Here is a 26013-nt window from a genome sequence, read left to right as displayed (position 1 = left end):
TTATTTTGAAAATGAAGTTCTTTTTCGAAGTGGCTTTGATGCTGATTTAATTTTCAATAATCCATCTATTGAAATATCCTCATCAAGGAGAGGCCAATGAATTCCATACCCTGAGGGTGAAATTATAAAGTTGCTCAATTCATCAGGCTGTGCATTAGAGAGTTTATCAGAAATTAATTTCAAAGGGAATTTATAATTCGTCCCATCAATATTCAGAAGCAAAGCTTTTTCTTCAAACCTAATGTTTTTAATAGTATGATACTTCTTCATTATTACCTCTTATGAAATTTATTCCATTCTTTTTCAATTAATTCGAAATATTCAAAAATTATTTTTTTAACTTCTCTTTTGTCTTTTTGATTAAGCTTATATGTATATGCTTCTTTAACATCAAATTCTTTTGTAAGGAGCCAATATTTTCCTTCTTTTTCACCTTTTTGAAAATGAATATGGATTGGTTCATTTAACTCATTTGAATAAAAGAAAAATCTCCAGCCATTAATAAATAATATAGTCGGCATATAAAATTTAAAAGTTTTTTAATAATCATCCCGGAGGCCAATTCATCTTTCTGCCACCAAGCAAATGCATATGTAAATGATAAACTTCCTGACCACCATTATTTCCGCAATTGAAGACTAACCTGAAACCATCTTCAGCAATTCCCATATCCTTTGCAATTTTATTTGCAGTATCAAACATCTCCCCAAGTAATTGAGCGTGTTCGGTACCTTTTATATCTGTTACTTTTGGGATTTCAATTTTTGGTATAATCAAAATATGTACAGGTGCTTGTGGACGAATATCTTTGAATGCAAGCACATTCTCTGATTCGTAAACAATGTCAGCAGGAATTTCCCGGTTGATAATTTTTGAAAAGATGGTTGACATTAATCTTCCTCCTTTTCTATTCCGTATTTACGCATTTTTGTATAAAGATGACTTCTTTGAATATCAAGTATTTCAGCGGTTTTGCTGATGTTCCAATCATTTGCTTTAAGTTGTTTAAGTATAAATGCACGCTCAGCTTTTTCTTTGAATTCCTGAAATGAGTTGCTTGTCTCAATAAGATTATCAAGCGATGCCTGATTAGCAGCAAATAGAAAATCAATATCTTTTGCAGATATTTCTCTTTTGTCAACGATGATTATAATCCTTTCGACAATGTTACGAAGTTCGCGAACATTTCCAGTCCAGGGTTGTGCCTGCAAAATTTTTATTGCATCATCAGTAAATCGAACTGATGGCTTTTTATGTTTTACAGTAATTTCTTTACAGAAATGTTCAACTAAAATCGGAATGTCTTCAACTCTTTCTCTTAATGGAGGAACATGAATTGGGATTACATTTAATCTGTGATAAAGGTCTTCTCTGAAATTTCCTTTATGAATTTCTTCAAGCAAATTTTTATTCGTCGCCGCAATTATTCTTACATCAACTTCAATTTTCTTTCCGCCGCCAACTCTCTCAATTCGTCCTTCCTCAATTGCACGCAGTACTTTCGCCTGTGCCTGAAGACTCATATCACCAATTTCATCAAGAAAAATTATTCCTTTGTTTGCAAGTTCAAACTTTCCGATTCTCTGTGATACTGCTCCGGTGAACGAACCTTTTTCGTGACCGAATAATTCTGATTCAATTAACTCATTTGGAATTGCCGCACAATTAACTTCGATAAATGGTTTATCTTTTCGTTCACTCTTTTTGTGGATAGCACGAGCAACTAATTCTTTGCCGGTTCCGTTTTCACCGGTAATCAAAACTCTGGTTTCCAATGGCGCAACTTTATCAATCAACTCAAGAATTTTTTGTATTGCTTTGCTCTTGCCAAGAATTTCTCCTTCTCCAACAAATGTTTTTCTTATTTCTTCATTCTCTTCTTTAAGAGTTGTCTGTTCCGTAGCATTGCGAACACTGATTAGTAGTTTATCACGATCAATTGGTTTTTCAAGAAAATCGAAAGCACCAAGTCTTGTAGCTTTAATTGCGTTTTCAACACTTCCGTGCGCAGAAATAATTATCACTGATGCAGAAGGTTTTATCTCTTTTATTTTTTTCAGAACTTCAAATCCATTCATCTCAGGCATTTGAATATCAAGCAGTACAGCTGAAAAATCCTGTTCAGAAAATTTTTTTAATCCTTCTGAAGCACTTGTGGTTGAATCGACAGCGTATCCTTCATATTCAAGAATCATACTTATGCTGTCGCAAATTTCTCTTTCATCATCGATTATTAATACAGGTTTCATAGAATTATACTAAAGAATTTTATTGATCTTAATAAGATAATTTGTGATGGTAAAATTGTTTTGTCATTTTTAAGTAGCTTACCGAAAAGTCTGCCATAATAATTCACATCTATATCTCTGAAATCAATTTCGCTCTGGACTTTAAAACTTTCTTCAAATACTTCTACAAAATAACCAATTAGCTCACCTAAATCAAAGATGTTTGAGTTGTACGACAAGAATGCACTTCCAAAAAAATGTGCAAGTTTATCCAAATCACCGTATTCATTTTGCGGACTATCAATAAACAAATATCGTGGAAGATTTTTATTCTTTTGATTAAATGTTTCCAGATCAGCTGAGATAAGAGGATAGTTAAGATGAAATTTTAATATTGGCGTTTTTACAGGAACTTCGCGATAGGGAACAGTTGCAAACATAAGCGAAAGTAAAGTTTCGCTGTAATCATAATTGTTTACTTTGAGTGCAAAAAAGAAAATTGAATCAACAGATGTTAAATCACCAACTTCATTTTTTAAGTTAAGAAACTTTTCTGAGGCAATGTATTCTGATATTTGATTTACCGATTTAGACAATTTACTTTGTTGGGAAAATAAGTCTGAAGACGAAATAATGACTATCCAAACCGATAATAATAAAATTTTATAACGCATATTCAAATTTAAATTGATAATAGTATTTTTGCTTCCAGAAGCGGAATCATTTCTAAGCATAAATATCTTTTTTGAGTAAATTATTTTATGAATTCAATAAAAAGGTATAGCTTATTTATAGTTTTCTTAATTAGCAACATCCTGAATTCTCAAACCAATTTGAATGAGATTGATTCGATTAATTCAATTAGTTATCAGGATATTGTTTCAAATCTTCAAAAGTATCATATCATATTTAATGATAATCTTCGTAAAGCACGCGAATCAGGATATCAAAAAGGAATAGCAAAATCATTAAGTAATCTTGCACTGGTTCATTATCTGAAAGGTGATTATGATGAATCAATTCAATATCATCTTGAAGCGATAGAACTATTTCAGAAATTGCAAATGTTTTTTGAGTTAAGCGAGGAATATGCAGAAATGGGTTATCAGTTGAAACGTCAGAATCTGAACAGAGCTATAGAGTTGATGCAAAAAGCCATATCAATAGCAGAAGAAAATAATTTACCTCCATTCAGAATCAGCAAGATTTATGATAATTATGGTGTTCTGAAAGAGATGAATGAGGAATACGATAGCGCTTTTCATTTTTATAACAAAGCAATGAAGATAAAAGAAGAGCTTAATGATTCTATTGGAATTCCTTATAGCTTAAATAAGATTGCTGTTCTTTATGCAAATCTCGGTCAATTTGATAAGGCATATAAATATCTTAATAAATCAGATTTATACAGAGCCAAAGAACAGGGTGACTTTGGCAGAATTGAAAATTTATCTCTTCATGCAGACTTTCTTTCTTTACAAAATAAAATTGATGAGGCAATTAAAAAGTATGAAGAGGTTTTTCAATCTGCTAAGAAAATAAATTATACATATCTGGTTTTGTACAGTCTTCAAAATTTATCAGAACTATTCCGGAAAAAAGGAGATTTTGAAAATGCATTAAAGAATTATCAACTTTATTATTCGCTAAAAGATAGTATTGATAATGTTGATGTTAAAACAAGAATTGCACAGCTTGAAATAGCTTATGAAACAGAACAGAAAAATAAATTGATTGCTGAAAGTCAGTACGAATTGAGAAGTAAGGAACAGCAACTGTTTTTCGCTATAGTTACAGTAATATTATTGATAATGATTTTCATTGGTGTTTATAAATTTTTGCAATTGAAGAAAAAAAGAGACATAGCTGAAATAGAATATAAATCTAAACTGCAAGCTGCAATGCTTGAGAAAAAAATCTCCGATGAGAAATTAAAATTATCAAGAGAACTTCATGATAACATCGGCTCTCAGCTCACATTCATAATCAGTTCATTGGAAAATATCGTTTACAAAATTCCTGAAGCTAATTTCTCTAAAGCACTTAGTCCAATAAAAGAATTCAGTAGAAATGCTCTTGATGATTTACGAAATACAATCTGGGCAATGAAACATCAGGAAGGAAGTATTGAAGAACTTGCATTAAAGGTAACCGAATTCGTGTCGAAGATTAATAACTCAATTACATCTTTAGAAATCGAAACTGAATTTGATATAAATGAAAATCATCCGCTCAATTCAACTCAAATGTTAAACCTTTTCAGAATAATTCAGGAAGCAGTACAGAATATTATTAAGCATTCAGGAGCTGATAAGGTCAGAATAATTTTTAAATCAGATAAAAACAGATTTAGTCTAAGAATTAAAGATAATGGTTGTGGCTTTGATATAAATATGATTTCAAATGGTAATGGTCTTTACAATATGAAACTCAGATGTGAGGAAAGCGGTGGTAAATTTTCAATCGAAAGCTCTTCAAATGGAACAGAGATTTTATGCGATTTGCAATTTGTATAGTTAAAATAGTGCATTTGACTAATTGAGCTAAAAGAAAATTTAGAATAGATTTATTTATCATCTAAATAAAGAAATTATGAAAATTGCAATAGCTGAAGACAATGATTTTTTAGCAAAATCAATTAAAGAAAAACTATCTCTTTTTCCCGATAAGTTTGATATTCTATTCAGAGCTCGTAATGGGAAAGAGATAGTTGATTATGTTTTGCAATATAAAAATCTTGATGCAATACTAATGGACATCGAAATGCCTCAAATGGATGGTATTAAAGCTACTGAACTCATTAACAGTGTACTTCCCGAAATAAAAATTATTATTCTTACAGTTTTTGATGATGATGAAAAAATTTTTAGTGCAATAAAAGCAGGAGCCAGCGGATATTTACTTAAAGATGAGCCTGTGGAAAAAATAGTTGAAGGAATCGAGATGGTATTCTCCGGTGGCGCTCCAATGTCTGCTTCAATTGCAGCTAAAACTCTTTCGATGCTAAAGAATGCTCAAAATGTTATTCAGATTTCAGAACAGAGTAATTATAATTTAACTTCAAGAGAAATTGAAATACTTGAATATCTTAAGTTAGGTTATGATTATAATAAAACTGCAGAGAAGCTTTTTATTTCACCATTCACAGTAAGAAAACATATCGAAAATATTTACCGAAAACTTCAGGTCAACAATAAAATTCAGGCAGTTCAGAAAGCAATCCAAAATCAGATAATTAAATAACTTCCTAAAAAATACTGCATCTGCCTTATTTACCTCATCATTTGCAAAAATTATTTTTGATATGAGTTAAGTTAATTTACTTAGCTTAGGTAGAAACGATGTATAAGAGAATTATCATGAATTTAAATATGATTAAATAATAAACATAAATTCATTTTTTAATTAACTTATTTTATTAACAAAAAGAGGAGTGGTTTCATGAAACGGATTATTCAGGTAAGTATTATTATTTTACTTTTAGGAAATTTTTTATTCGCACAATCCAAGCTTTCCATAGGTATTGGAGGTAATGTAGCAATACCAGTAGGTGGTTTAGGCGATGTTGCATCAACCGGTTTTGGTGGTGGAGCTATTTTTGCATATGGTGTGAATCAGCAGTTGGCAATTACAGGTTCAGGACAATATTTAAAGTTTGGGGCAAAAGATGATGTTGTAGGCGTTGACTGGACTATTATTCCTGTGTTGGTAGGTACAAGGTATTATTTTAGTTCTAACTTTTACAGCTTTGCCGAGATCGGAATGAATTTTTGGAGTACAACTGTAAAAATTCCGGCTGTTGTTATCGGCGGAGTGACTGTATTTCCCGAAAGTGAAGTTAGTGCCTCTGACTCAGATTTTGGTTTTGCAATCGGTGGAGGATATGAATTACCAGTTGGTACTTCGGGGTCAGTAGACATTTCTGTTAAATACCAGCAATATGCTAGCAGTACAAATGCAATTAATCTAGCAGTTGCTTACAAGTTCAAAATATAAAAATCCCTCTCCTTACTTAGTAAGCGGTATGATCCAATCATACCGCTATCCATTATAACCTTAAATAAAAATTTGTATAAAATTATTATTCCTTTGGTTAATTTAATTAATCTCCCTATAGATGATTAAAGTAGTTGGAATTAATCAGACTGAAATGATAATTAACATAATTAAAATCTTAAATAATTATCATGAAATATTTAAAATACGACATCTGCCTTATTTCCATCACACCACATAAAAATTAAATTTCACTCAAACAAATAATAAAAATTAAGTTAACTCTTAATAATAACTACCAATAAGGAGGATCGGATTATGAAAAAAATTATATTACTTTTTTTATCATTGTCTATCATTCCAGCATTAGCTCAGTGGACTCAAGTCAATAATGGACTTGGAAGTTTAAAAATTAAAGGACTAATTGCGGTTGGTAACTCTTTAATTGCTACAACTGCAGATCAAGGATTATTCGTCTCGACAAATCTTGGAGATAATTGGCAGGTTCATCCTCAAAATGCAAGTCTACCAAATTTAAACATACTTTACTCTGAAGGAGATATCATCAGTTATCAAGGGCTTACAGTTCTGGGACAAGGATATTATGCCGGTGTTGGAGAATCAAACATTTTGGTATTACCAATTCAAGGAATTCCAAATAATAATCTCAGTGCCTGGACGAGTGAAGAAGGTTCAGGTATCCCTGAAGTTGATATCTTAGGTACTGCTGGTGGTGGGTTGTTTTGGGCTGATAATCTTGCAAGTACAACATGGACAGAAATAACAGGTTTACCTGATGCAAATTCAAAATATATTACTGGCTTGTCTATATTTAATGATCCAAACTCGAATGACGAATATTTATTAGTTGGTACAAGGAACGGGGCCTACATATCCTCATCGCCAAACAGTCTTACAAGTGTTTCACCAAAAAGTCAGGGTCTAACCGGAAACGCGTTATTTATCAACAAACTTTTCGGTCAATTTGCGTTAACGCAGAATGGTGTCTATATATTTCCGGAAGAAACAGGATTAAACTCGGGTTGGGTAGCATTAATCCCTTCTGGTGATTTCAGAACAATTACAATGAATTTTTTTAATCAAAGTTTTTATTTCTTTGGAAATCAGGTTGGCAAGGTGGTAATTGGTGATGGTTCTGTGATTAATGATGTTGATTTGAGCGGGATTACCGGTGGTGCAATCACTTCGTCATTTGTATACTATCCAAACTTTACTCCACCAGGTTACATATTTGTTGGAACAGAGAATGGTGGTGTATTCAGAAAACAACTTTCAACAACAGATGTAGAAAATAATTCTGTTGTTGTTACAGAGTTCAAGTTAAACCAAAACTATCCAAACCCATTCAACCCAAGCACAAAAATTAGTTGGCAATCACCAGTTGGCGGTCATCAAACATTAAAGGTTTATGATGTGCTTGGGAATGAAGTAGCAACACTGGTTAATGAATACCGAAATGCAGGAAGTTACGAAGTTGAGTTTAATGCTGGACAAACTCGTAATCTTTCGAGTGGAGTTTATTTCTACAAATTGCAGGTTGGAGAATATATTCAAACGAAGAAGATGATATTGGCAAAGTAGGCCTCACCCCAAACCCCTCTCCTAAGGAGAGGTGCTTTTAAGAATATTTAGTTAAAAAACAAACTAACATATTATTAACAATAAAAAGAGAAATTAAAATGAAAGTCTTAATTACCTTTTTAACATTTTTGTTAGTTGCCACAGTTAATGCGCAGTGGGTAAATATAAAGCCTGAGAATTATTTCTCTATTAATTGTATGTATAACTATAATTCCAAATTATATGTCGGAGCAAAAAATGGTATTTTCACCTTAACTAACACTGGTTGGCTAGGACTTAACAATGGAATTGGTAGTGAGAATGTAAAATCTATTGCATTAAAAGATTCAAATCTTTTCGCTGCTGTTTATATGAAAGGAGTATATCGGTCGACTGATAATGGTTCAAATTGGACTTCTGTCAGCTCAGGATTGCCAAATAATTATTTAACCTCTTTGGAAACTAATGGCCAAAATTTATTTGTAGGATTATATAATGGAGGTGTATTCTTATCAACAGACAATGGTTCAAGTTGGAGTAATATTTCTACGGGATTAGCGAACAATCGGGTCGAATTTCTTAAATCATTAGATAATATCTTATACGTTGGTTCAGAAGGAGGAGGACTTAGATACACAACTGATAACGGCGCAAATTGGCTGACAACCGGTTTGACAAGTGGAACGGTTCAAGCACTTGTAAAAATTAATAATAAACTTTTCGCTGCTCTTAGAAATGGGGGAATAGTAGTCTCAACTGACAATGGGAATAACTGGACAAATGTTAGCAATGGTATTACTGATATGAATGTAAGGGCATTAACAGTGTATGGAACAAATATATTTGCCGGGAACTGGAGTGGCGTTTTTCTCTCAACGGATTACGGTGCAAACTGGACAGAAATAAATTCAGGACTATGGAGTTTAAGTGTTAATGCGCTTGCTATTTTGGGAACTAACATTTTTGCTGGTACAAGTAGTGGCGCTGTTTTTAGAAGACCATTATCTGAAATAGTTACATCAGTTGAAAGTTCGGATGAAATTCCTACAGACTTTAATTTAAAACAAAACTATCCAAACCCATTCAATCCAAGCACAAAAATCAGTTGGCAATCACCAGTTGGCGGTCATCAAACATTAAAGGTTTATGATGTACTTGGGAATGAAGTAGCCACACTGGTTGATGAATACCGAAATGCAGGAAGTTACGAAGTTGAATTCAATGTAGGAAAGACTTTCAGTCTGTCGAGTGGAGTATATTTCTACAAATTACAAGTTGGAGAATATATTCAAACGAAGAAGATGATATTGGCAAAATAAGTCTCAGCCCAAATCCCTCTCCAAAGGTGAGGGGCTTTTGGTGAATGTTTAGTTAAAAAATAAACTAATATTTATTAACAATAAAATTAAAGAGGAACTAAAATGAAAGTCTTAATTACCTTTTTAACTTTTTTATTAGTTGCCACTATTAATGCGCAGTGGATTGGAGACAATGAAGGTTTTCTTGGCGGTACAGTTAAAGGATTTGCAGTTATTAATAATAAATTATTTGCCGGTACAGATGCATTTGGTGGAGTATATCTGCATGAAAATTCAGTCACTTGGGTACAAAAAAATAATGGTTTGACTAACAAGCAAGTTAACTCAATAATTTCAAAAGATGGAAAAATGTATGTCGGGACTACCAATGGTGGAGTATTTGTTTCAACTGATGAAGGAGAAAGTTGGGTATCAAAAAGCATTACATCAACGACTTCAACAATTTATTCCTTGGGTGTTAATGGTCAAACTATATTTGCAGGAACTTTGAATGGTATCTACATTTCGACTAATGGAGGAGACAGTTGGAGTGCGTCTACAAATGGTTTTCCAAATTCACCCGTTACATCAATACTTGTTAACGGAAACGAAATTTTTGCTGCGACTTATGGTGCAGGAGTCTATTATTCCAATGATAATGGTTTATCGTGGGTACCCAAAAACAATGGAATAAGCATTTTAGCGTTATGGGCTATTACATCTCACAATAATTTACTGATCGTTGGTAGTAATAGTGGGTTATATTATTCAAATGATAACGGGAATAGTTGGAATTTATTTGGGATTTATGACAACCGTCCCTTTAAAAGTCTTTTAAGTTATGGAAATACGATTTTTGCTGGTAAGGCTGAACCAGCACCAACAAATTTTCTATTTAGTACTGATAATGGTGCAACATGGCAAACATCTAGTGATGGTTTCACATCAAGCGTTTATGAAATCATTGCAATAGGTGTGAACAATGGTTATGTCTATGTTTCTACACCCGGTTCTGGTTACAGAATTCATAGAAGATTATTATCTGAAATAGTTACATCAGTTGAAAGTTCGGATGAAATTCCTACAGACTTTAATTTAAACCAAAACTATCCAAACCCATTCAACCCAAGCACAAAAATCAGTTGGCAGTCTCCAGTAGGCGGTCATCAAACATTAAAGGTTTATGATGTACTTGGGAATGAAGTAGCCACACTGGTTGATGAATACCGTAATGCAGGAAGTTACGAAGTTGAGTTTCCTAATGCTGAGACTAGTTATGCCTCCTCTCTACCAAGTGGAGTTTATTTCTACAAATTGCAGGTTGGAGAATTTGTTCAAACAAAGAAAATGATATTGGCAAAGTAAGCCTCAACCCAAACCCCTCTCCAAAAGAGAGGGGCTTTAAGGTTTACTTGTAACTTAAATGATAATTCTTAATCAAATTTTCAAAGTAATATGATAAGTTAATGATGAAGCGATTAGTAATATTAATTTTTCTGTTTAATTATACCCTGATTTATCCTCAATTAGGAATAAATGGTGGTGTAGATTATACTTCATTTACTGCTGGTTCATTTAAGAACACCAAACTGGATGATAATAAATATTGGTTTAATGGGTGGTTTATAAGTTTTGGTGTTATAGGAGGTGTTGAAGGAAGGAGTATAAGCGGTGATTTTGAGATGTTATTTCAATATCATAACAGAACTGCAAACATTAAATTCAATGGGAATGAACATAAACTAACAAATAGTGAAGTATCTCTTTCTTTAGGTCCCCATATTGGGGATAAAAGTGGTTTTGGTATTTCTTTAACAGCTCACCTTGGAATTGGGTGGATTGGCTCTGATACTCCATTTGAACATTCCGGCGTTTACGGAAGTGCATCTATTGGAATTACTCCTTCAATAATAATATCAAGAGTTAGGTTGTTTGCATCAGGTAAACTTAATATCGGATACTTTTATTTTTCTGCATCTGACCCGAATCTGTACTCATCAGACCCCTTGCTCTCTTCTGATGGTTTAATATCCGGACCTGAAATTCAAATTGGAGCGGGTTTTATTTTCTAATGTAAATAAAAAAAATATTTTTTAATTATAATTCGAAGCATAAATGAAAATTGAGAATTCAATAATAACTTCCATAATCTATAAAATAGCGGGGACATTACTTCCTTTTTTTGCGAGAGTAAAAAGGAGTGAATCTTAGCACTGAAGTTATGTACACTGTAAATCTGATTGTCCGGTTAAGTAAACCTAAACCTGTATCACTCCCGGATTGAACTTTGGTATTTCCGGATTGTGATTCGCAACTTCCAAACAAAGTGAAATCCATTCGCGGGTTTTTGCAGGATCAATTATTTCATCTATCCATAATCTTGCCGAAGCATAAACAGGATTACTCTTTTCATCATAAGATTTGAGAATATCATTAAGTAATTTTTTTTGGTCTTCTTCGCTGAATTTTCGTCCGCTTCTTTCTTCCTGCTTAAGTTTTATGTCAAGCAAAACACTGCTTGCCTGATTTCCACCCATCACAGAAATTTTTGCATTTGGATAAGCGAAGATAAATCTTGGATCATAAGCTTTTCCACACATTGCATAATTGCCAGCACCAAAACTGTTTCCAACTATGATTGTAATTTTTGGAACAACAGAGTTAGCTACTGCATTAACCATCTTTGCACCGTCTTTAATTATTCCTCCGTGCTCAGCTTTGCTGCCAACCATAAATCCTGTAACATCCTGAAAAAAGAGTAGTGGAATTTTTTTCTGATTGCAGTTCATTATGAATCTTGTTGCTTTGTCTGCTGAATCAGAATAAATAACTCCGCCAATTTGCATTTCACCACTACCTTTGACGGCTTCAGTTTTAACTACACTTCTTTGATTTGCAACAATTCCTACTGCCCAGCCATCAATTCTTGCATATGCTGTTATGATTGTTTTGCCATAACCGGCTTTGTATTCATCAATTTCAGAATTATCAACGATTCTTGCAATAACTTCGTACATATCGTAAGGTTTAATCTGATCTTCGGGAAGAAGGGAATATATTTCTTTTTGTTCAAATTTTGGTGGCTTCGATTCAATTCTGTTAAATCCTGCTTTTGGAAATTCGCCTAACTTGGAAACTAAATTTCTGATTTGTTGAATGCACTCTTCGTCATTTTTCATTATATAATCGGTTACACCCGAAATATTCGACTGAACTCTCGCACCGCCTAGTGATTCATTATCAATTACTTCACCAATTGCCGCTTTAACCAAATGTGAGCCGGCAAGAAAAACTGACCCTTCACCTTCAACAATCAATGCTTCATCAGACATAATTGGCAGGTAAGCACCACCAGCAACACAAGGTCCCATTATCGCTGCAATCTGCGGAATTCCCATTGAAGACATTTTTGCATTGTTACGAAAAATTCTTCCGAAGTGTTCTTTGTCAGGAAAGATTTCATCCTGCAATGGAAGAAATACGCCAGCACTATCAACCAGATAAATAATCGGCAACCGGTTTTCCATTGCAATTTCCTGAGCACGGAGATTTTTCTTTGCTGTAATCGGAAACCAGGCACCGGCTTTAACTGTTGCATCGTTTGCAACAATTACACAAAGTCTGTTGTGAATTTTTCCGATTCCATAAATTGTTCCGGATGAAGGTGCTCCGCCGAATTCTTCATACATTCCATAAGCAGCAAGAGTACTAAGTTCGTAGAATTCTTTTGGATTATCTACAAGCTTTTCTATTCTTTCTCTTGCAGTTAGTTTACCTTTTGCTTTGTGCTTCTCGATTGCTTTCTTTCCACCACCTTCACGCACTTTTTCTTTAATCCCATCAATTTTTCTGAGAAGCTCTTTCTGATAATCATCTCTCTTTAGAAATAATTCGTTTTCTTTAATCGGTGTTCCAATTATTTTCATAATGTTTTTACTTTCCTTTAAATTCCTCGGTGGTTCCCTGTGCCTTCTTAGTGGTTCTCCGTGAAATTAAATTATTTATTACACAGAGTTACACGGAGAAAACACGGAGTTGCACTGAGAATTAATCTTTAAGTAAATCTTTTGCAATTACTATTCTCTGAATTTCAGATGTACCTTCTCCAATTGTGAGAAGTTTCACATCACGATAATATTTTTCAACAGGATATTCTTTTATGTAACCATAACCACCAAACATCTGAACAGCTTCGCTTGCTGCTTTCTCAGCAATTTCACTTGCAAACAGTTTTGCTTCTGCTGCTTCTTTTGTATTCGGAATTCCGTTATCCTTCATCCATGCTGCACGATATGTAAGCATTCTTGCTGCTTCAATATTTGTGTGCATCTCTGCAAGTTTAAATTGTGTTGCCTGAAACTCCGATAAAAATTTTCCAAACTGTTTTCTCTCGTTGGTGTATTTAAGACAAGCATCAAGACAACCTTGTGCAAGTCCAACACTTAAAGCTGCAATTGAAATTCTGCCACCTTCAAGTACCTGCATTGAATTGATAAAACCCATTCCTTCCTGACCGAGTAAATTTTCTTTAGGCACTTTACAGTTTTCAAATGCGAGTTGAGTTGTATCGCTTGCACGCATTCCAAGTTTATTTTCTTTCTTGCCAATGATTAATCCTTCAAAACCTTTTTCAAGAATGAAAGCTGATATTCCTTTCTTGCCAGCATCTTTATTTGTAATTGCCATTACAACATATGTTTCACCAACAGTTCCGTGAGTTGTGAATTGCTTACTGCCATTCAATATCCAATAATCACTATCTTTTACTGCGAAACTTTTTAATCCTGCAGCATCACTTCCTGAAGCAGCTTCTGTTAAACCCCAGGCACCAATTTTTTTCCCACTTGCTAAATCCGGAAGATATTTTCTTTTTTGTTCTTCGTTGCCGAAAAGATTGATATGATTTGTGCAAAGTCCGTTATGTGCAGCAACAGATAAAGCAACAGAAGGATCAACTTTTGCGAGTTCTTCTATTATCAATGCATATTCAATGTAACCAAGTCCGGCTCCGCCATATTCTTCAGGAACGAGAATGCCCATAAATCCAAGCTCGCCAAGTTGCTGCATTATTTCCATTGGAAACTTTTGTGACTCATCATATTCCATTATCACGGGTCGAATGTTTTTTTCAGCAAAATCTCTGATTGTATCACGAATCATTAATTGATTTTCAGTAAGCTCAAGTAAGAATGGTTGTGTTGACATAAGTTGTCCCTTATCTTTTTGACAAAGAATAATTTTTCTAATTTTTCTGACTTTCTTTGTGCCTTTGAGTCTTTGTGGCAAAAAATAGAGTCACGAAGTCAGCAAGGCACTAAGATTTATTTACAAACTGATTTAGTATTTCTTCTGCAATATGATATGGTGATGAATTACCTAGCACAACTTTTTGCAGGGACGAATTTAATAAATTTTCTCTGTCTTCACTCCACAATTTTTCTTTCAATTTATTCTCAACAATTTCTTTAATTCTTATTCGTGCCTGGTTTTGTCTTTTATTCTGAAAAAGATTTTTTTCAATCAGAAAAGATTTATGTTTTTCAACTTCCTCTGCAATCTCTTCAATGCCTTTATTTTCTGATGCAACAGCTTTAATGATTTTAGGCAGCCAGGTATTTTCATCGTGTTCTTTAATCATCAGAATTGTTTGTAATGCAGTATAAGCTTGTTGCGAACCAGGTCGATCACACTTATTTAATACAAACAAATCTGCAATTTCCATTAAACCAGCTTTCATTGCCTGAACAGAATCTCCGCTTTCGGGAACGAGAACCACAATGGTTGTATCAGCCGCCTGAGCAATATCGAGTTCAGATTGACCTACTCCAACTGTTTCAAGAATAACGATATCAAATCCTGCAGCATCAAGAATATCAGCAGCATCAATTGCTTTTTTTGAAAGTCCACCTAAACTACCTCGGGTTGCCATACTTCTGATAAAAACTCCCTGATCCATTCCAACATCAGTCATTCTTACTCTGTCGCCAAGTAAAGCGCCACCGGTAAAAGGTGAAGTAGGATCAACAGCAATAATTCCAACTTTCTTATTTTGTTTTCTGTAAAACTTTGTAAGCTGATTTGTGATTGTACTTTTACCAGCGCCCGGCGGACCCGTAATTCCTATTCTGTAAGCATTGCCAACTTTGTTGTAAAGTTCTTTTAAATATTCTGATGTTAAATTGTTATCAGATTCAATAAAAGAAATTGCTCTTGCAACTGCGCGTCTATTACTGTTTAATAATTGTTCAACTAAATTTTTATCAATCATTTTAAGGCAGATTGTTTCTGAAAAAATCAACTGTCAGTTTTAACCCTTCATCCAAAGTTGTTGAAGGTTTCCAACCAAACTTCTTAAAAAGTTTTTCTGAAGTGATAACACTTCTCATTTGTTCGCCCGGTGCAGCAGGACCATGCTTTTCTTCTTTGTTTGCACCAATGATGTTATTCAGTTTGTGAAAGAGTTGATTAACATTTGTTTCGATGCCTGTTCCAACATTATAAATATCGTTTGCTGAATCGTTAAGTGTAAGAAGATTTGCTTTGACAACATCACCGACAAAAACATAATCTCTTGTTTGTTCGCCGCTTCCGTTTATTATTGGCTGTTCACCCTTTAATAATTTTGTTGAGAAAATTGCAACAACTCCGGCTTCACCAAAAGGATTTTGTCTTGGACCATAAATGTTAGCATAACGAAGTATGGTGTAGTTCAATCCGTACTCAGCATTGTAGAAGTACAAATATTTCTCAACTGCAAGTTTTGAAATTCCATAAGGTGATCGTGGTTGTGTTGGATGATTTTCATCAGCAGGGAAGTATGATTGCTCACCATAAACAGCACCACCGGTTGAAGCAAACATAAATTTCTTTACTTTGAATTTGATTGCATTCTGAAGAAGATTTATTGTGCCCATAATGTTTGTGTTAGCATCGAATGCCGGGTCTTTCACTGAGCGTCTTACATCCATCTGAGCTGCATGATGATTGATTACATCAAACTGTTCCTCACTAAATAGTTTCTCGACTAATTCTTTATCACAGATATTTCCTTTTACAAATTTTGCTTTTGGATTAATATTCTTTTCAAATCCTGATGATAAATCATCAAGCACAACAACATGATGACCTTCGTTAACAAAAGCATCAGTAATGTGTGAAGCAATAAAGCCGGCTCCACCGGTTACAAGAATTTTCAAATTTCCTCCGTATATAGTTTATGTTCAAGTATATATTTTTCAACTTCCTTTGGTACAAGATAATGAATTGGTAATCCCTGATGAACACGATGTCGTATGTCAGTTGCACTAATTTCAATTCCTCTTGTTTGCACGAAAGTAGCTTGTTCAACATATTTATCAATAAATTCAACTGGCTGAGAAGATTTTCTTTTCAGCACAATCACTTTGGCAAGATTCATTATTTCATCAGGTTCTTTCCAGGTATAAAATTTAAAGATGTTATCATAACCAATTATCAATTCAATTTCATCGTAAAACTTTTTGAATTCTCTTAAAGTGTCAACTGTGTAGGAAACATCGTGCTTCTTAATTTCAAAATCAGATACTTCGAAAAAATCTACTCCTTCAATCGAAAGTTTTATCATATTCAATCGGTCTTCAGGTGATGAGGTTTTGACATTCGTTTTGTGTGGTGAAATGTAAGTCGGAATAAAAATGATTTTATCAAGCTCTCTGATTTCTCTTACGGATTGCGCAGTTATTAAATGACCGTGATGTATTGGATCAAATGTACCACCAAATATTCCGATTTTGCTCATTTAAGTAAGTCCTTATATTCAACAAAAAGATGGGTAAATTTTTCGTGCATTTCCTGCGAGCAGTATTCGATGCTTTTTTTCTGAGAAAGATCATCATAAAGTTCTTTAAAAGATTGAGTATCATAAACTCTTACAAATCCGTTCAGAGTATGAATGAAATGTTCTTCTGTTCTAAGCAAAGCCAGCAATTTCGAATAATCTCTTTCCGAATACTGAATTGCTTTAAGTAAATTTTCTGTATAATGATTAAAACCAATTAAACAAATGGATGAATTTCCTGATGTTCCAATAACGATTGTATTTTCATCAGTGCTTAACAAGTTCAGTATCTCATTAACTGAAGATAAACTTACTCCCATCACATCTGCATAAATTATAATCGAATGCTTCTGAGGTTTTATTTTGGTAGAAAGAAATGTCAAATCAGGTTCAGAATCATAAAAAAACAATTTGAATTTATCCGCACTGATGGTTGATAATTCTGTTTGGATTAAATCATTATCGTTCTTCTCAGCATAAATTGTCAGATCAGTATCATTCTGGCTGCGGTTGAGATTTTCAATAAGATTAAGAAATAAAGTACCGAATAAAAGTTTTGTATCCTCGATAGATAATGTTTCAAAAGTTTTAAGACTGTTTTCATTAAAAATAACTTTGTCTGAAATAACCACTAATGAAATTGAATTATCAGCCATTTTATGCTTTTATCCCACTTAATAAAAATGAAATAAATTTTCTGTAATTATCTATATCATTTTCATAATAAATTTTACTCGCTCCATTTGAATTTCTTGCCTGCATTTTTCTGAAAGCAAGAGTAGTTGCAGATTTAATATAATCCTTTCTTATGCTTTCAGGAACCCATCCTTGCTGTTCTCTTACTGATGAACTCAAAATAGATAAATGAGTTGAAGGAATTATTCCGTTAGCTGCTTCTTCAGAGAGTTCATTAAAAATTATTTTTCTCTCTCGTGCGACTGAAACAGTAAATACTGTTATAAAAATTAACACAGTGATGAAAAGAAACAGAAATCCTAATGGAGCAGTTGATTGAAAACTTACCGATGAATTCCATCCTGCGTGAATTAGCATTGCAATTGTTAGTCCAATCAAAGCAAATAAAATTCTTTTACCTTTACTCATAAATTTTGAATAGCCGAGAAAAGCACCAAGTGTTGCAGTAGATACGCAATGCATTACCGCTGAAAAAAGAGTTCGTATAATAATAATTGCAATCCAGCTTCCAAGGTTATTAGCATTCCCAACGAAGTAAAGAAAATTTTCAGTCATTCCAAATCCAAGCCCGATTGCACCACCATAAACAATTCCATCAGTGATGTTATCAAATTTCCTGTTGCTTACTGTTATAAGAAGAAAAATTCCTTTTGTAATTTCTTCAACAAAAGGAGCCACAGCAACGGCTCCAACTAAACCTAAACTTCTGTCATCTTTTACAAAAAAAGAAATTATAGTTGTAAGAAAAAAACTTCCGACTAAAGCAAGAAAGATAGCACCAATCGCTCCCCAAAGATAATTCGCCAGGACAATTCCAAATGGTTCGCGGTCATACTTATCAAATCGCCAGATAAGTATCAGATAAATTGTCATAGGAATAATAGCGGCAAGCGCAGAAAAAATAATGAGCATTTCAAGATACCGTATGTTGGAAAATTATCTGTTTCAAATTATTAAAATGCTCAATCACATTCAAAAAAAATTATTCTTTAAGCCAGACTTTAATTTCTTTCATACTTGGCATTTTTCCATAATATAAAACACCAAATCTGAAAATTTTTCCAGAAATTCTGATAACAATCAGAATTGAGAAAATCATAATCAGAATTGTTGAAAGAATCTCCCAAAGTGGAATAGGTGATACATTTACTCTTAATATCATAACCGATGGAAGTGTGAAAGGAATATAAGAGAGAACTTTTACAAGACTACTATCAGGATTCTGTAATGTGCTGATTATAAATACACTTGGAAGTACAAGCAACAAACTCAGATAACTTGTTATTTGCTGAGCTTCCTGTTCAGTGCTTGCTACTGAGCCAATTCCAACAAACAGTGTGGTGTAAAAAACAAATCCAAGAATAAAGTATAATAATATCAAATGAATATTATCGAATGAAGTCATAGGTACTATTGCCGCACCAATTAGGGAAATTCCTATGATTAACCAGACAGCAACCTGCGTGAGTCCGAGTGCACTAAGTCCAAAAACTTTTCCAAAGAGTAAATCCTGTGGCGTACAACTCGAAATCAATATTTCAATAAGTCGGTTTGATTTTTCTTCGAGCATACTTCTTACAAGCATTTGTCCTGAATAAATTATCATCATCATCAGAAGAAGTATAAAAATTATCGAGGAGAAGAATACCATTTCAAATCCGCCTTTACCTTCTTCACCTGGTTTTTCAATCTTAATCTGATTTACATTCGTTCTCTGTTTAATTACTTCAATTATTTCCGGATCAAAATTTTCTGATAACAGTTTTCTTTTAATTCTCAGATTGTTAAATGCTTCTTCAAATCTTGCAACATCCTGAAAATTTCCAATGCTTTTAGACCGAAATTCTATCTTGAGAGAATCATTTATTCCTTTTTGAATGAGAAGATAACCATCTAACTTATTTTCAATTACCATTGCGTCGGATATTTTAACAAGTGAATCAGCATCTGTGTTTGATTTATAATTATTCAGAATTGCATAAGCAGGTAAGTTATTGTTCAGTTTGTAGGTCTCAATTTCATTTTTCAAATCATAAAAATATTCCTGAGTGAGATCAAGAATACCAATTGCTTTTGTTGAATCACTATCTTTTGTAGCTAAAAGTGTCGGCAGCACAGAAAATAGTATAATTATCGCAGGAGTAAGGAATAATGAGATAATAAACGCTTTTGATTTAATTTTTTCAAGAAATTCCCATTTGGCTACTGTTATTGCTTTTTTCATAAGACTAATTCTTATTTTTTATTGTATCAATAAAAATTTTATTAAGTGTTGGTTCAACTATTGAATATTGTTTAATCGTAACTTTATCGATTATTTTTTTGAGGAAATGTTCCGGTTTAATTTCATCTTTAATGTGTACTTCAGCATTGTTGCTATATAACTCGAAGCTTATTACTTCATCCATTTCGCTAAGGAATTTCACATCACCTTCGTAAGAGAATCTGACATGATTTCCACCGAATTTTTGTTTTATCTCTGAGAGACTTCCGCTAAGAACTTCTTTGCCTTCATTTATCAATAAAATTTCACTGCATAGTTTTTCTGCTGTATCCATCTGGTGAGTTGAGAGAATAATAATTTTCCCATTATCAAGTAAATCCAAAATAACATCTTTAATAAGCTGTTGATTAATTGGATCAAATCCTGAGAATGGTTCATCAAGAATAAGTAATTCAGGATTATGTATTACCGCCGTTATAAACTGAATCTTTTGCTGATTACCTTTTGAAAGCTCTTCAACTTTTCTTTCTCTGTATTGCGGAATTTCCAGCTTCTTCAACCATTTATCAGTTTCTGTTTTAATATCGGAGCTTTGCATTCCTTTCAGATGAGCCAGGTAAGTAATTACATCAACTACTTTGCTTTTTTTATAAAGACCGCGCTCTTCGGGAAGATATCCAATCGAATTAAATAAGTCTTTCGTTACTGGTTTTCCATTCAGAAAAACTTCGCCTGAGTTTGGTTTAATTATATTTAGAATTGTCCTGATTGTTGTTGTTTTACCAGCGCCATTTGGACCAAGCATACCGAAAATTTTGCCTGGCTTTACTGAAAATGTGAGGTTATCAACTGCTCTGATTTGACCGTAAGTTTTAGTAAGATTCTTTACTTCAAGCATAATAATTCCGAAACTCTTAAAGATTTTGTGCTAAAATAGTTAACTGCATTGATAATTATTAACTTTTTTTGATAAATGGATAAATTTATTTTTGAGCTAAATAATTCTCTGGCAAAGATTTAATCACACTTCTATGTTTGATTATCAAAACCTCTGATAATATATTTGAAGCCAATTTTTGAGCGATTTTGCAATGAAAGTAAAAATTTCAAATCTAAGCATAGGGGAACATGTTTTTGATTTTGAAGAGACAGTAGAAGATATTGACCTTGGGGAACCGTTTTTTGGAAAGGTTAAAACAAATATCAGATTAAATAAACTTCACGATCAGATTATAACTCATGTTAGTTCTGAAATTAATGCTTCATTTGAATGCGACAGATGTACTATCAAATTTGAAAGATTAATTCAAAGCGATTATGAAATGATTTATCTTATGAATGAAGAACCTGAAGATACTGATGACATTAACATTACATATATTAGCAGAGACACTGATAAGCTCGATTTTGATAATGATGTACGAGAATTCGCTATATTAGCAATTCCTATGAAAAAATTGTGTAAAGAAGATTGTAAAGGACTTTGTCCGAGGTGCGGAGCAGATTTGAACTTTGAACAATGTTCCTGTCAGAAAGATGATATTGATCCGAGATGGGAAAAATTATTTACAAAGAAATTTTAATATCAAATAACTAAAAGGAAAAGCTACCATGCCAAATCCGAAACGCAAAATGTCTAAGAGCCGAAGAGATAAGAGAAGAACTCATTACAAAGCATCACTTCCGACTTTGAGTAAATGCTCAAATTGTGGTGAAATGAAATTAGCTCATCGGGCTTGTCCATCCTGTGGTTACTATAGCGAACGATCAGTATTCGTTCCTAAAAGCTAACAAGTAAATATCAATTATGCCGGATAACTCCACAGAACAAACAAAATGTAAAATTGTTGTTGATGCAATGGGGGGCGATTTTGCCCCTCAGAATGCAGTTGTTGGTGCTGTTCAGGCATTGAGCCAAAATCAGGATTTCGAGCTTTACCTCGTCGGTAAAAAATCTGAAATTATTTCAGTGCTCAAAAAAAACAATCTCTCTTTTGATGAAAGATTTATCATCAATGCTGAACAAGTAATCGAAATGGGAGAATCTCCAACCACAGCAATAAAATCAAAACCTGATTCTTCAATTGTTGTTGGAGCCAGATTAGTAAAAGAAAAAAAAGCTGATGCCTTTGTAAGTGCTGGCAACACAGGTGCAATGATGTCAGCTTCAACTTTAATTATCGGAAGAATTCCAGGAGTTGGCAGACCAACAATTGGTGCTGAGATTCCTAATGTTTATGGAACTTGTTATTTGTATGATGTTGGTGCAGGAAAGGATGCAAAACCTATTCACTTGCTTGAGTACGCAATAATGGGAACAATTTACGCAAAGGAAATGGGTGGAGTTTCCAATCCCTCTGTCGGTGTTCTAAGTATGGGTGAAGAAGTGGGGAAAGGAAATGAAGTTGCAAATGAAGCTTACAACCTTTTGAAAAATTCCAGACATAATTTTATCGGAAATGTAGAAGGCAGGGATATTCTTACAGGTAAAGTTGATGTTGTTGTTTGTGACGGATTTGTCGGAAATATATTATTAAAATTTGGTGAAGCTGTTCCAAAACTTCTTAAACATTTGCTTGAGCAAACCGCAAAAAAAAGTTTGATTGATGCTTTAAAGATTGTTTTGGTTAAAAGCACATTAAAAAAAGCTCTCAAAAGTCTTGACTATCAGGAACACGGCGGAGTTCCTTTGTTGGGTGTAAATGGAATCTCAATAATTGGTCATGGCTCAAGTACACCAAAAGCAATAACAAATATGGTGCTTAAAGCAAAGCTTATGTACGATAAAAAACTTGTGCAAAAAATTGAAAAATCAATAAGTGAATATTCTAATAAAAAAATGGATAGCGAATGAGTGAAACAAGAAAATATAATGCAATTGTAACAGGGGTAGGAATGTATGTTCCGGAAAAAGTTCTTGACAATAAATATTTTGAAAAAATCGTTGACACAAACGATGAGTGGATAAGAACCAGAACCGGAATTCGTGAGCGAAGAATTATTGAAAATGGTGCAACCAGTGATTTAGCTACATTGGCTGCTAAAGATTTGTTTGAAAAACATAATGTTGACCCAAAAGATATTGAAGTAATTATCATTGCTACAGTTACTCCGGATATGTTTTTCCCTGCAACCGCAACTTTAGTTCAGCACAAACTTGGTATTCCAAATGCGTGGGGATTTGACTTATCTGCCGCCTGTTCAGGATTTTTGTTTGCATTACAAACCGGTGCATCTCTGATTGAAAGTGGGCGTTACAAAAAAGTTTTGGTTATTGGTGCAGATAAAATGAGTGCGATTACCGATTATACTGATCGAAACACCTGCATCCTTTTTGGTGATGCTGGCTCTGCAGTATTACTCGAGCCAACTGAAGATTTAAACTTAGGATTAAAGAAATCAATTTTAAGAATTGATGGTTCTGGAAAAGACGCTTTGTATATGCTTGGTGGTGGAAGTTTGAATCCCGCATCTCACGAAACAGTTGATAAAAAATGGCATTACATCTATCAGGATGGAAAAGCAGTATTCAAAGTTGCAGTAAAAGGTATGGCAGATGTTTCAGCAGAAGTTATGGAAATCAGCGGACTTAAATCCGAAGATGTAGCTTATCTTGTACCTCATCAGGCAAATTTAAGAATCATTGATGCGACCGCAGAGAGAATGGGGATTAGTAAAGATAAAGTTATGATTAACATTGATAAATATGGAAACACAACTGCAGCCACTATTCCTTTATGTTTGACTGAATATTACAGAGCCGGCAAATTAAAAAAAGGCGATAATCTTATTTTGGCTGCTTTTGGTGCCGGATATACCTGGGGAGCTTCTCATCTTGTGTGGGCAATTGACTAACAAAAAACGTTTTTAACTATGGCAAAAAAAGCTTTTCTGTTTCCCGGTCAGGGATCGCAATATGTTGGAATGGCTAAAGATCTGTTTGATAATTCAGTTGAAGCCAAAGAAATGATTCGAACTGCTGATGAAGCAGTTGGTGCAAATCTTTCTTATATAATGTTTAACGGACCTGAAGAAGAATTAAAGCAAACTGAGTTTACTCAACCGGCAATTTTCCTGCATTCGGTCGTGTTGGCTAGTTTAATCAGAACTTTGAGACCTGATGCTGCTGCAGGACACTCACTTGGCGAGTATTCTGCTTTAGTTGCTGCAGGAGCTATTCAATTTTACGAAGCAGTGAAATTAGTCAGACAAAGAGGATTAGCAATGCAATATGCTGGTACAGTTATGCAGGGAACTATGGCTGCTGTTGTTGGACTTCAACCTGAAGTGGTTGAAAATTTATGTAAAGAAGCTTCTGCTGTCGGAATTGTTCAGTGTGCAAACTTTAATTCGCCCGGACAAATTGTAATTTCAGGTTCAGTCGATGGTGTGAAGAAAGCAATGGAACTTTGCAAAGCCAATGGTGCTAAATTGGTTAAAGAGCTTGTGGTAAGTGGTGCGTTTCATTCCCCTTTAATGGAACCGGCAAAAGAGCGATTGCAAAAAGCTCTTGATGAAACTAATTTTTACAATGCACGATTTGCTGTTTACGCTAATGTTACTGCAAAACCTGTTTCTGAGAAAGAAGAAATCAAAAAATTACTCTTTGATCAATTAACCTCTCCCGTAAGATGGGAAGAAACTATTAAAAATATGATTGATGATGGAATAGAAGAATTTTACGAAATCGGGCCAGGCAAAGTTTTACAGGGATTAGTGAAGCGTATTAATCCTGATGTTAAAGTTTTTGGTATAGATAAGTACGAAGATGTATACCAATATATTTAGGTTTGTATGAGTATAAAGGAAAAGTACATAAACGGAATTAAAATCGATCCCAATATTTTTACATTCAAGTTTGGTTGCAGATGTAATGGTGAATGTTGTCATTACGGTGTTTATACAGACTTAAAAGAAAGTGAACACATATTGACTATTAAAGACAAAATCATTCCTTTAATGGATGAAACACAATCAAAAAATATTTCTGAATGGTTCGAACCAGCAGAAGAGGATGAAGATTTTGAATCAGGTGTTGCAGTAGGAACTGAAATAATTAATAACAAATGCACCTTCCTTGATAAAAACGGATTGTGTGTGCTGCAGAGATTAGCGTTGCAGGAAGGTGAACATAAATGGAAATACAAGCCAATCTATTGTGTTCTATTTCCTTTAACAATTTACCAAAACACATTAACGATTGATGATGAACATATAGATCGTTTAAAATACTGTAACAAATTTCCTGTTGCTGATACATCAATCTTTGAAGCTTGTAAAGAAGAAATTCATTATTTTCTTGGTGATGAGGGTTTTCAGGAACTCTTGAATTACAAAGAAGAAGTTTTATCTCAACTTCAGAACGGAGTTTTAGCTGATGGAAACAAAAAATAAAAAAGCTATTGTAACCGGAGGAACAAGAGGAATCGGAAGAGCAATTGTTAAGGAACTCGCCACTAATACAAATTACAAAGGTGTTTTATCTGATGTTGCATTTATTTATAATAAATCAGATGAAGCTGCTCAGCAATTAGTAAAAGAATTGGAAAATTCTCAGACAAAGATTTTTGCCATCAAAGCAGATGTTGCTTCATTTGAAGAAACTCAAAGAGCAATTTCTGAGGCGATTGAAAAACTTGGCGGAATTGATTTCCTTATTAACAATGCCGGAATAACAAGAGATACTCTTCTTTTAAGAATGTCTGAAAAAGATTTTGACGATGTAATTGATGCCAATCTTAAAAGTGTTTTCAACTGTACAAAAGCAGTTCTTAAAAATCTTGTTTCTCAAAGGTCAGGAAGAATTGTAAACATCTCATCAGTTGTTGCTTTAATTGGAAATCCCGGACAAGCAAACTATGTAGCTTCTAAAGCAGGATTAATTGGCTTTACAAAATCTGTTGCAAGAGAAGTTGCCTCAAGAGGAATTACAGTTAATGCAATTGCACCAGGATTTATTAAATCGGATATGACAGACAAATTAACTGATGAGCAAAAACAAAAACTGGTTCAGAACATTCCGCTCGGTAAAATAGGTACACCTGAAAATATTGCAAAGATGGTTGCATTTTTGTGCAGCGACGATGCAGAATATATAACCGGACAGGTCTTTGCTGTTGATGGCGGACTGACAATGTAGCTTTTTTATTGAAAATCAATTTTATTAAATTTACA

Annotated in this window: 28 protein-coding genes; 14 read left to right on the top strand and 14 right to left on the bottom strand. The window is 33.8% G+C overall.

Features of this window, described 5'->3' with window-relative positions; genetic code table 11:
• Genes Q0X14_RS04700 through Q0X14_RS04680 form a run of 5 tightly spaced genes read right to left on the bottom strand, consistent with a single transcriptional unit; the run spans position 1 to position 2824 of the window.
• Positions 1–270 carry a DUF2442 domain-containing protein gene (locus Q0X14_RS04700; protein WP_297843130.1) on the bottom strand — a complete coding sequence of 90 codons (270 nt, stop codon included), beginning with the start codon at positions 268–270 and terminating at the stop codon, positions 1–3.
• A gap of 2 nt (positions 271–272) precedes the next feature.
• Positions 273–521, bottom strand: a complete 249-nt coding sequence (locus Q0X14_RS04695; RefSeq protein WP_297843127.1) for a DUF4160 domain-containing protein — start codon at positions 519–521, stop codon at positions 273–275.
• A 25-nt stretch (positions 522–546) separates the two neighbouring features.
• Positions 547–891: a histidine triad nucleotide-binding protein gene (locus Q0X14_RS04690; protein WP_297843124.1), complete on the bottom strand. Its 345-nt coding sequence runs from the start codon at positions 889–891 to the stop codon at positions 547–549.
• On the bottom strand, positions 891–2249 hold the full coding sequence (locus Q0X14_RS04685; RefSeq protein WP_297843121.1) for a sigma-54 dependent transcriptional regulator: 1359 nt from the start codon (positions 2247–2249) through the stop codon (positions 891–893). The genes Q0X14_RS04690 and Q0X14_RS04685 overlap by 1 nt, the downstream gene beginning before the upstream one ends.
• Positions 2246–2824, bottom strand: coding sequence for a hypothetical protein (locus Q0X14_RS04680; protein ID WP_297843118.1), 579 nt, complete (start codon positions 2822–2824; stop codon positions 2246–2248). Before Q0X14_RS04680 ends, Q0X14_RS04685 begins: the two co-directional genes overlap by 4 nt.
• 165 nt (positions 2825–2989) lie before the next feature.
• Between Q0X14_RS04680 and Q0X14_RS04675 the strand changes: the two genes are divergently transcribed.
• The 7 genes from Q0X14_RS04675 to Q0X14_RS04645 all read left to right on the top strand — a co-directional run bounded on the left by Q0X14_RS04675 (position 2990) and on the right by Q0X14_RS04645 (position 11175).
• Complete coding sequence (locus Q0X14_RS04675; protein WP_297843115.1) at positions 2990–4744, top strand: sensor histidine kinase; 1755 nt, start codon at positions 2990–2992, stop codon at positions 4742–4744.
• A gap of 76 nt (positions 4745–4820) precedes the next feature.
• Entirely contained in the window at positions 4821–5471 is a 651-nt protein-coding gene (locus Q0X14_RS04670; protein ID WP_297843111.1) for a response regulator transcription factor, read from the top strand.
• 198 nt (positions 5472–5669) lie between these two features.
• The gene (locus tag Q0X14_RS04665; RefSeq protein WP_297843108.1) at positions 5670–6224 is read left to right on the top strand and encodes an outer membrane beta-barrel protein; all 555 of its coding nucleotides are present in this window, start codon (positions 5670–5672) and stop codon (positions 6222–6224) included.
• Between the two features lie 318 nt (positions 6225–6542).
• Positions 6543–7826: a T9SS type A sorting domain-containing protein gene (locus Q0X14_RS04660; RefSeq protein WP_297843105.1), complete on the top strand. Its 1284-nt coding sequence runs from the start codon at positions 6543–6545 to the stop codon at positions 7824–7826.
• Between the two features lie 98 nt (positions 7827–7924).
• On the top strand, positions 7925–9124 hold the full coding sequence (locus Q0X14_RS04655; RefSeq protein WP_297843102.1) for a T9SS type A sorting domain-containing protein: 1200 nt from the start codon (positions 7925–7927) through the stop codon (positions 9122–9124).
• Between the two features lie 102 nt (positions 9125–9226).
• On the top strand, positions 9227–10468 hold the full coding sequence (locus Q0X14_RS04650) for a T9SS type A sorting domain-containing protein (RefSeq protein WP_297843100.1): 1242 nt from the start codon (positions 9227–9229) through the stop codon (positions 10466–10468).
• A gap of 104 nt (positions 10469–10572) precedes the next feature.
• The gene (locus tag Q0X14_RS04645; RefSeq protein WP_297843097.1) at positions 10573–11175 is read left to right on the top strand and encodes a hypothetical protein; all 603 of its coding nucleotides are present in this window, start codon (positions 10573–10575) and stop codon (positions 11173–11175) included.
• 186 nt (positions 11176–11361) lie between these two features.
• Here the strand turns inward: Q0X14_RS04645 and Q0X14_RS04640 are convergent, their stop codons facing one another.
• The 9 genes from Q0X14_RS04640 to Q0X14_RS04600 all read right to left on the bottom strand — a co-directional run bounded on the left by Q0X14_RS04640 (position 11362) and on the right by Q0X14_RS04600 (position 20737).
• Complete coding sequence (locus Q0X14_RS04640; protein ID WP_297843095.1) at positions 11362–13029, bottom strand: carboxyl transferase domain-containing protein; 1668 nt, start codon at positions 13027–13029, stop codon at positions 11362–11364.
• A 121-nt stretch (positions 13030–13150) separates the two neighbouring features.
• Positions 13151–14308, bottom strand: a complete 1158-nt coding sequence (locus Q0X14_RS04635) for an acyl-CoA dehydrogenase (protein WP_297843092.1) — start codon at positions 14306–14308, stop codon at positions 13151–13153.
• Positions 14309–14417: 109 nt separating this feature from the next.
• Positions 14418–15371, bottom strand: coding sequence for a methylmalonyl Co-A mutase-associated GTPase MeaB (gene meaB / locus Q0X14_RS04630; protein ID WP_297843088.1), 954 nt, complete (start codon positions 15369–15371; stop codon positions 14418–14420).
• A gap of 1 nt (position 15372) precedes the next feature.
• Positions 15373–16299, bottom strand: coding sequence for an NAD-dependent epimerase/dehydratase family protein (locus Q0X14_RS04625; RefSeq protein WP_297843086.1), 927 nt, complete (start codon positions 16297–16299; stop codon positions 15373–15375).
• Positions 16296–16880, bottom strand: coding sequence for a nicotinate-nucleotide adenylyltransferase (gene nadD / locus Q0X14_RS04620; RefSeq protein ID WP_297843084.1), 585 nt, complete (start codon positions 16878–16880; stop codon positions 16296–16298). Before nadD ends, Q0X14_RS04625 begins: the two co-directional genes overlap by 4 nt.
• Positions 16877–17575 carry a hypothetical protein gene (locus Q0X14_RS04615; protein WP_297843081.1) on the bottom strand — a complete coding sequence of 233 codons (699 nt, stop codon included), beginning with the start codon at positions 17573–17575 and terminating at the stop codon, positions 16877–16879. Before Q0X14_RS04615 ends, nadD begins: the two co-directional genes overlap by 4 nt.
• Position 17576: 1 nt before the next feature.
• Entirely contained in the window at positions 17577–18527 is a 951-nt protein-coding gene (locus tag Q0X14_RS04610; RefSeq protein ID WP_297843079.1) for a PrsW family intramembrane metalloprotease, read from the bottom strand.
• Between the two features lie 70 nt (positions 18528–18597).
• Positions 18598–19839: an ABC transporter permease gene (locus Q0X14_RS04605; RefSeq protein ID WP_297843076.1), complete on the bottom strand. Its 1242-nt coding sequence runs from the start codon at positions 19837–19839 to the stop codon at positions 18598–18600.
• 4 nt (positions 19840–19843) lie between these two features.
• A complete protein-coding gene (locus Q0X14_RS04600) occupies positions 19844–20737 on the bottom strand; it encodes an ATP-binding cassette domain-containing protein (protein ID WP_297843073.1) in 894 nt (297 codons plus the stop codon).
• A 193-nt stretch (positions 20738–20930) separates the two neighbouring features.
• Between Q0X14_RS04600 and Q0X14_RS04595 the strand changes: the two genes are divergently transcribed.
• From Q0X14_RS04595 to fabG, 7 genes are read left to right on the top strand one after another with little or no spacing between them, the layout of a single operon-like run.
• Positions 20931–21422: a DUF177 domain-containing protein gene (locus tag Q0X14_RS04595; RefSeq protein ID WP_297843071.1), complete on the top strand. Its 492-nt coding sequence runs from the start codon at positions 20931–20933 to the stop codon at positions 21420–21422.
• A 28-nt stretch (positions 21423–21450) separates the two neighbouring features.
• Positions 21451–21630, top strand: coding sequence for a 50S ribosomal protein L32 (rpmF, locus tag Q0X14_RS04590; protein ID WP_014560849.1), 180 nt, complete (start codon positions 21451–21453; stop codon positions 21628–21630).
• A 16-nt stretch (positions 21631–21646) separates the two neighbouring features.
• The gene (gene plsX, locus Q0X14_RS04585) at positions 21647–22693 is read left to right on the top strand and encodes a phosphate acyltransferase PlsX (protein WP_297843068.1); all 1047 of its coding nucleotides are present in this window, start codon (positions 21647–21649) and stop codon (positions 22691–22693) included.
• Positions 22690–23694 carry a beta-ketoacyl-ACP synthase III gene (locus Q0X14_RS04580; protein ID WP_297843065.1) on the top strand — a complete coding sequence of 335 codons (1005 nt, stop codon included), beginning with the start codon at positions 22690–22692 and terminating at the stop codon, positions 23692–23694. Before plsX ends, Q0X14_RS04580 begins: the two co-directional genes overlap by 4 nt.
• A gap of 18 nt (positions 23695–23712) precedes the next feature.
• Entirely contained in the window at positions 23713–24627 is a 915-nt protein-coding gene (fabD, locus tag Q0X14_RS04575) for an ACP S-malonyltransferase (protein WP_297843061.1), read from the top strand.
• 6 nt (positions 24628–24633) lie between these two features.
• Positions 24634–25233, top strand: coding sequence for a DUF3109 family protein (locus tag Q0X14_RS04570; RefSeq protein WP_297843058.1), 600 nt, complete (start codon positions 24634–24636; stop codon positions 25231–25233).
• Positions 25217–25978, top strand: coding sequence for a 3-oxoacyl-[acyl-carrier-protein] reductase (gene fabG / locus Q0X14_RS04565; RefSeq protein WP_297843055.1), 762 nt, complete (start codon positions 25217–25219; stop codon positions 25976–25978). Before Q0X14_RS04570 ends, fabG begins: the two co-directional genes overlap by 17 nt.
• The last annotated feature ends 35 nt before the right edge of the window (positions 25979–26013 follow it).

It is taken from the genome of Ignavibacterium sp. (genome assembly GCF_025998815.1).
Taxonomy (GTDB): domain Bacteria; phylum Bacteroidota; class Ignavibacteria; order Ignavibacteriales; family Ignavibacteriaceae; genus Ignavibacterium.
This window is presented reverse-complemented; position numbering and strand designations above follow the sequence as displayed.

Bases quoted from the DNA above. Each gene is read 5' to 3' on its own strand.
- Q0X14_RS04700 (WP_297843130.1), bottom strand. From the start codon at position 270: ATGAAGAAGTATCATACTATTAAAAACATTAGGTTTGAAGAAAAAGCT.
- Q0X14_RS04695 (WP_297843127.1), bottom strand. From the start codon at position 521: ATGCCGACTATATTATTTATTAATGGCTGGAGATTTTTCTTTTATTCA.
- Q0X14_RS04690 (WP_297843124.1), bottom strand. From the start codon at position 891: ATGTCAACCATCTTTTCAAAAATTATCAACCGGGAAATTCCTGCTGAC.
- Q0X14_RS04685 (WP_297843121.1), bottom strand. From the start codon at position 2,249: ATGAAACCTGTATTAATAATCGATGATGAAAGAGAAATTTGCGACAGC.
- Q0X14_RS04675 (WP_297843115.1), top strand. From the start codon at position 2,990: ATGAATTCAATAAAAAGGTATAGCTTATTTATAGTTTTCTTAATTAGC.
- Q0X14_RS04670 (WP_297843111.1), top strand. From the start codon at position 4,821: ATGAAAATTGCAATAGCTGAAGACAATGATTTTTTAGCAAAATCAATT.
- Q0X14_RS04665 (WP_297843108.1), top strand. From the start codon at position 5,670: ATGAAACGGATTATTCAGGTAAGTATTATTATTTTACTTTTAGGAAAT.
- Q0X14_RS04660 (WP_297843105.1), top strand. From the start codon at position 6,543: ATGAAAAAAATTATATTACTTTTTTTATCATTGTCTATCATTCCAGCA.
- Q0X14_RS04655 (WP_297843102.1), top strand. From the start codon at position 7,925: ATGAAAGTCTTAATTACCTTTTTAACATTTTTGTTAGTTGCCACAGTT.
- Q0X14_RS04650 (WP_297843100.1), top strand. From the start codon at position 9,227: ATGAAAGTCTTAATTACCTTTTTAACTTTTTTATTAGTTGCCACTATT.
- Q0X14_RS04645 (WP_297843097.1), top strand. From the start codon at position 10,573: ATGAAGCGATTAGTAATATTAATTTTTCTGTTTAATTATACCCTGATT.
- Q0X14_RS04640 (WP_297843095.1), bottom strand. From the start codon at position 13,029: ATGAAAATAATTGGAACACCGATTAAAGAAAACGAATTATTTCTAAAG.
- Q0X14_RS04635 (WP_297843092.1), bottom strand. From the start codon at position 14,308: ATGTCAACACAACCATTCTTACTTGAGCTTACTGAAAATCAATTAATG.
- meaB (WP_297843088.1), bottom strand. From the start codon at position 15,371: ATGATTGATAAAAATTTAGTTGAACAATTATTAAACAGTAATAGACGC.
- nadD (WP_297843084.1), bottom strand. From the start codon at position 16,880: ATGAGCAAAATCGGAATATTTGGTGGTACATTTGATCCAATACATCAC.
- Q0X14_RS04615 (WP_297843081.1), bottom strand. From the start codon at position 17,575: ATGGCTGATAATTCAATTTCATTAGTGGTTATTTCAGACAAAGTTATT.
- Q0X14_RS04610 (WP_297843079.1), bottom strand. From the start codon at position 18,527: ATGCTCATTATTTTTTCTGCGCTTGCCGCTATTATTCCTATGACAATT.
- Q0X14_RS04605 (WP_297843076.1), bottom strand. From the start codon at position 19,839: ATGAAAAAAGCAATAACAGTAGCCAAATGGGAATTTCTTGAAAAAATT.
- Q0X14_RS04600 (WP_297843073.1), bottom strand. From the start codon at position 20,737: ATGCTTGAAGTAAAGAATCTTACTAAAACTTACGGTCAAATCAGAGCA.
- Q0X14_RS04595 (WP_297843071.1), top strand. From the start codon at position 20,931: ATGAAAGTAAAAATTTCAAATCTAAGCATAGGGGAACATGTTTTTGAT.
- rpmF (WP_014560849.1), top strand. From the start codon at position 21,451: ATGCCAAATCCGAAACGCAAAATGTCTAAGAGCCGAAGAGATAAGAGA.
- plsX (WP_297843068.1), top strand. From the start codon at position 21,647: ATGCCGGATAACTCCACAGAACAAACAAAATGTAAAATTGTTGTTGAT.
- Q0X14_RS04580 (WP_297843065.1), top strand. From the start codon at position 22,690: ATGAGTGAAACAAGAAAATATAATGCAATTGTAACAGGGGTAGGAATG.
- fabD (WP_297843061.1), top strand. From the start codon at position 23,713: ATGGCAAAAAAAGCTTTTCTGTTTCCCGGTCAGGGATCGCAATATGTT.
- Q0X14_RS04570 (WP_297843058.1), top strand. From the start codon at position 24,634: ATGAGTATAAAGGAAAAGTACATAAACGGAATTAAAATCGATCCCAAT.
- fabG (WP_297843055.1), top strand. From the start codon at position 25,217: ATGGAAACAAAAAATAAAAAAGCTATTGTAACCGGAGGAACAAGAGGA.